Origin of the sequence: Bartonella acomydis (genome assembly GCF_039543025.1) — a bacterium.
Taxonomy (GTDB): Bacteria; Pseudomonadota; Alphaproteobacteria; order Rhizobiales; family Rhizobiaceae; genus Bartonella; species Bartonella acomydis.
The window spans coordinates 1-4,846 of sequence record NZ_BAABIY010000043.1 but is presented as its reverse complement, the minus strand read 5'-3'; the positions used below and the strand labels follow the sequence as shown (position 1 = coordinate 4,846).

The window sequence follows — 4,846 nt, the reverse complement described above, 5'->3', positions numbered from 1 at the left end:
TCTCTAAAAGAGCAGCCAGCATAACAATAGAGTAAGAGACGCCCATCATTTCCATTGGCAAGGGATAAGCTAGGCAATTGATCATCATGGGCTGGACAACGGGCTGTTCCATAACGCCCATGCCAAATCCCATGCAAGGCATGTGTAATGCCTCGAGCATTTGTAAAAGAAGACATATTTTTGATCCTATAATGATTGCATCATAGGACGGACTCTGCTATTCATAAGCTTCGTGTGAAAATGAAAAGCCTTGTCCATCCTTACGTGACAAGGTTTTTTTTATGCCGCATCACTTTGACGTTGCTGTTTTGCTTGTTCGATAACATTCAAAAGATCCGATTGTAACCAACGTGATAAAAAACCAAATTTTAAAGGTTTTGGTAAAGAGCCATTGGTCACATGACGACGGAAAGTTGAGACACTCATATGAAGCAATTTTGCACTTTCACGGTCAGTTAAAAGAATATCATTTTCTATCATGGTAGAATCCTTTCAAAAGTAAAAAAATGAGAACAAATCATGCCTATTTATTAAACACATTTTGGTTTATTTTTGAAGGTATTTTATTCATAGAAAACAGTATTTTATTATACATTTTTTCATGTGATAATTTATGAGTTTAATTGAGACGATATGAGAGAAGAGAGAGCTAAAGTTATCCACAGATAATGGGGTTATGCACCCCATATCTTAAGATTGACCTGTAACATATGCCGCCCATTTATCCATATAAATACGGCGCTGTTCCAAATAATCAGTCCGACGATAAGCACGCTCTACTTGTCCTCCTACTGTATGACTTAGAATAGTTTCAGCAACCTCATAGGGGGCATCGGTTGTTTCAGCAAGCCAATCGCGTAAACTAGAGCGAAAGCCATGGGGGCATGCGTTTAGTCCAATCTGTTGCATATACTTTGACATACAACTATCACCAAGAGGACCCCGACCAGTTGCAGAAAAGAAGAAATCATTACGAGAAAGCAATCGTGCTTGTTTTAAAATTTCTAATGCTTCTGATGATAAAGGGACACGAAATTCTGTTGCAGCATCACGTCTTCCTTTCATATTTTCAGCAGGAATTGTCCATATATCCCCATCAACTTGATCTTTATGGATATAACGCAAAGGACGTGTACGAACGCCTGTCAAAATAAGCAAACGTAATGCCAAATGTGTCATTGTTATTGTTTTACAGAGTGACTGATAAAAGGCAGGGACCTCTTTCCAATCCATGGCAGGTATATTTTGCGTTTTATGGCGTTGTTTCCCTAAGAGAGCCCGTGCTTTTTCTACAGCTTGTAAATCAACTTCCAAACCTAAAGCAGCCGCATGTTTGAGACAAAGATTAAGACGTATCAATGCTTTCTCTGCAGTTGCAGCTTTTGAATGCCAAATAGGGGCAAGCGTGTTGCGTATCTCTGTTTGGGTAATCTCTGAAACGGGAAGGCAACCTAATTTGGGTAAAATATGAAGTTGTAAAGGTGAAAACCAACTTCCATTCTTACCATCCCCTTTTAATTCAGCTTTACGACTTTCAAAGGCATCTAAAGCAATATCTTTTAAATAATGAAGATTGCTTATTGCCTCACGCTTTTGTTTGTTGCGTTCTTTAATGGGGTCACGTCCTTCACGTAAAACAGAACGCCACCCAGTTGCCAATTCACGGGCTTGCTTTAAAGAGACATCTCTTAAAGCACCCAAGCCCATTTCACGGCGCCGACCATGAATGGTATAACGGTAAATCCATTGAGCACCTCCATCTTTACGCTTATGAAGTAACAAGCCGGCACCATCATTATATTTGCCAGCCCCCAATGTTGCGACAGACTTTGCATTAAGACGGTTCATAAGGACCATTTTTACTCCTTTCTTATACAAATTTGATCCACACACTCATCCCGCTTGTGATGTGCAAATGAGTGATTTTAATTGATGCAACATAGAAAGATTTGAAATGAGAGAATCTTACGTTATTCGAGGGTCTAATTCAATATGAATAACGCTAGATTATCATTATAAATCAATATGTTGCATCTTGAATGACCGACACCAGGTGGGAAAGTGTTCTTCTGTGACGATAAACATTTTGACTAGCCGGTATCGGTCCACCGGTCTTGATTGTGATATAGTGACGCGCCACCAAAATACCTTTCAATGAAATACAAAAATTAAAACTAACTTGACATTATATATCATGTGTACTATAGTACTCATATAATGCTCATTCATAAAACGATAGAATTTGATACTTGGCTTAAGAAACTTAAAGATAAAAGCGTTAAAGCTATTATTCTTCAACGTGTTGTACGCTTAAAACAAGGACTTTTGGGTGATGTTAAATTCTTTCATGGCATAGGTGAATTACGTATCCACTATGGGACTGGTTATAGAATTTATTTTACCCAAAAAGGCTCTGATTTTATCCTTTTGTTATGCGGTGGAGATAAATCAACGCAGCAAAGAGATATTGAACAAGCGTTAAAATTAAAAGAGGAATACAGTGATGAAAATAACTCCATTTAAACCCGAAGAATATCTTAAAGACATTGAGTCACAGCAAATTTTTCTCAATGAAGCTCTTAAAACCGGTGATGCTGCTCATATTGCCGATGCTCTTGGTATCGTTGCCAGAGCCCAAAATATGAGTGCCTTAGCAAAAGAAACCAATCGCGAACGCAGTGGATTATATCGCTCCTTAAGTAAAACGGGTGACCCCAAGCTTTCTACCTTAGTCGCTGTCTTATCTGCCCTTAATTTGCAACTCTCTGTACAATCTTGCAACTCATAAATCTAAGGGGAGTTAAGCGATCTCTCCCCTTAATTTTAGTGATTTGTCACAAATTGTACGACCACAACGCATTCACCAGCTGCTGTTGTTTTGTCACGGGTTGCATAAAGGGTGGTTTCCTTATCATCCCCAACAAAAACCTTTTGATCTGTTGGCGTAAAATCTTGCGTTCCTTGAGCTTTTATATCTTTTTCGCTGTATTCATTCCCTCCATAGGTACTGCCAATCTTCAATTTTGCTTCCGAAAACGCTGTCTTAACAAACGCTTTTATCGAAGTGATCAAAGCATTGATTTATAATGATAATCTAGCGTTATTCATATTGAATGAGAACCCCGAATAACGTAGGATTCTCTCATTTCAAATCTCTCTATCTTGAATCAATCAAAATCACTCATTTGCACATCACAAGCGGGATGAGTGTGTGGATAAAATTTGTATAAGAAAGGAGTAAAAATGGTCCTTATGAACCGTCTTAATGCAAGATCTGTCGCAACATTGGGGGCTGGCAAATATAATGATGGTGCCGGCTTGTTACTTCATAAGCGTAAAGATGGGGGTGCTCAATGGATTTACCGTTATACCATTCACGGGCGCCGTCGTGAAATGGGTTTGGGAGCGTTGCGAGATGTTTCTTTAAAACAAGCCCGTGAATTGGCAACTGGGTGGCGTTCTGTTTTACGTGAGGGGCGTGACCCCATTAAAGAACGCAACAAACAAAAACGTGAGGCAATAAGCAATCTTCATTACTTAAAAGACATTGCACTAGATGCTTTTGAAAGTCGTAAAGCTGAATTAAAAGGAGATGGTAAGAATGGAAGTTGGTTTTTACCTTTACGCCTTCATATTCTTCCCAAATTAGGCTGTCTGCCGGTTTCAGAGATTACCCAAACAGAGATACGCAATACCCTTGCCCCTATTTGGCATTCAAAAGCTAAAACTGCTAAAACAGCATTGATGCGTCTCAAACTTTGTCTCAAACATGCGGCTGCATTAGGATTGGATGTTGATTTACAAGCAACCGAAAAAGCACAAGCTTTATTAGGTAAACAACGCCATAAGATCACGAATAGACCAGCCATGGATTGGAAAGATGTGCCCGCTTTTTATCAGACGCTTTGTAAAACAACAACCATAACATATCTGGCTTTGCGTTTGCTTATTTTGACAGGTGTTCGTACTTTTCCTTTGCGCCATATTCGTGAAGATCAAGTTGATGGGGATATATGGACTATCCCTGCTGAGAATATGAAAGGAAGACGTGATGCTACAACAGAATTTCGCGTCCCCTTATCAAAAGAAGCATTAGATATTTTAAAACAAGCGCGTTTGCTTTCTCGCAATGATTTCTTCTTTTCTGCAACCGGTCGCGGTCCCCTTGCTGAACGTTGTATGGCTCAATACATGCAAAAAATTGGGCTTGATGCCTGCCCCCATGGATTTCGTTCTAGTTTACGCGATTGGCTGGCTGAAACAACCGATGCCCCCTATGAGGTTGCTGAAACCATTCTAGCTCATACGGTAGGAGGACAAGTAGAGCGTGCCTATCGTCGTACTGATTATCTAGAACAGCGCCGTGTCTATATGGATAAATGGGCCGCTTATGTGACAGGTCAAGCTTAAGATATGGGGAGCATAACCCCATTATCTGTGGATAACTTTTTCTCTCTCTTCTCTCATATCATCTCAATAAGACTCATAAATTATCACATCAGAAAATGTATGATAAAATACTGTTTTCTATGAATAAAATACCTTAAAAAATGAACCAAAATGTGTTTAATAAATAGGCATGATTTGTTCTCATTTTTTAATATTTGAAAGGAAATTATAATGACAGAAAACGATGTTCTTTTAACTGACCGTGAAAGTGCAAAATTGCTTCATATGAGTGTTTCAACTTTCCGACGTCATGTGACCAATGGCTCTTTACCAAAACCTTTAAAATTTGGTTTCTTATCGCGTTGGTTACAATCGGATCTTATCAATGTCATCGAACAAGCAAAACAGCAACGTCAAAGTGATGCGGCATAAAAAAACCTTGTCACGTAAGGACAGA

6 protein-coding genes and 1 pseudogene are annotated in these 4,846 nt (G+C 39.1%); 4 read left to right on the top strand and 3 right to left on the bottom strand.

The window, feature by feature from the left end:
• Window positions 1–279: 279 nt before the first annotated feature.
• Window positions 280–480: a helix-turn-helix transcriptional regulator gene (locus ABD909_RS06760; protein ID WP_015856732.1), complete on the bottom strand. Its 201-nt coding sequence runs from the start codon at window positions 478–480 to the stop codon at window positions 280–282.
• A 210-nt stretch (window positions 481–690) separates the two neighbouring features.
• Window positions 691–1,857, bottom strand: a complete 1,167-nt coding sequence (locus ABD909_RS06755) for a tyrosine-type recombinase/integrase (protein WP_345097198.1) — start codon at window positions 1,855–1,857, stop codon at window positions 691–693.
• 357 nt (window positions 1,858–2,214) lie between these two features.
• On the opposite strand from ABD909_RS06755, the gene ABD909_RS06750 reads away from it, so the two are divergent.
• Together ABD909_RS06750 and ABD909_RS06745 are read left to right on the top strand one after the other, a co-directional pair.
• Entirely contained in the window at window positions 2,215–2,523 is a 309-nt protein-coding gene (locus ABD909_RS06750; RefSeq protein ID WP_345097199.1) for a type II toxin-antitoxin system RelE/ParE family toxin, read from the top strand.
• A complete protein-coding gene (locus tag ABD909_RS06745; RefSeq protein WP_019220277.1) occupies window positions 2,504–2,788 on the top strand; it encodes an addiction module antidote protein in 285 nt (94 codons plus the stop codon). Before ABD909_RS06750 ends, ABD909_RS06745 begins: the two co-directional genes overlap by 20 nt.
• A 35-nt stretch (window positions 2,789–2,823) precedes the next feature.
• Here the strand turns inward: ABD909_RS06745 and ABD909_RS06740 are convergent.
• Window positions 2,824–3,075, bottom strand: a pseudogene (locus tag ABD909_RS06740) (hypothetical protein); the annotation flags it as partial.
• A 168-nt stretch (window positions 3,076–3,243) separates the two neighbouring features.
• On the opposite strand from ABD909_RS06740, the gene ABD909_RS06735 reads away from it, so the two are divergent.
• A complete protein-coding gene (locus ABD909_RS06735) occupies window positions 3,244–4,410 on the top strand; it encodes a tyrosine-type recombinase/integrase (protein WP_345097197.1) in 1,167 nt (388 codons plus the stop codon).
• Window positions 4,411–4,620: 210 nt separating this feature from the next.
• Window positions 4,621–4,821 (top strand): helix-turn-helix transcriptional regulator, encoded by a 201-nt coding sequence (locus ABD909_RS06730; RefSeq protein WP_345096889.1) that lies wholly within the window; start codon window positions 4,621–4,623, stop codon window positions 4,819–4,821.
• Window positions 4,822–4,846: the final 25 nt, after the last annotated feature.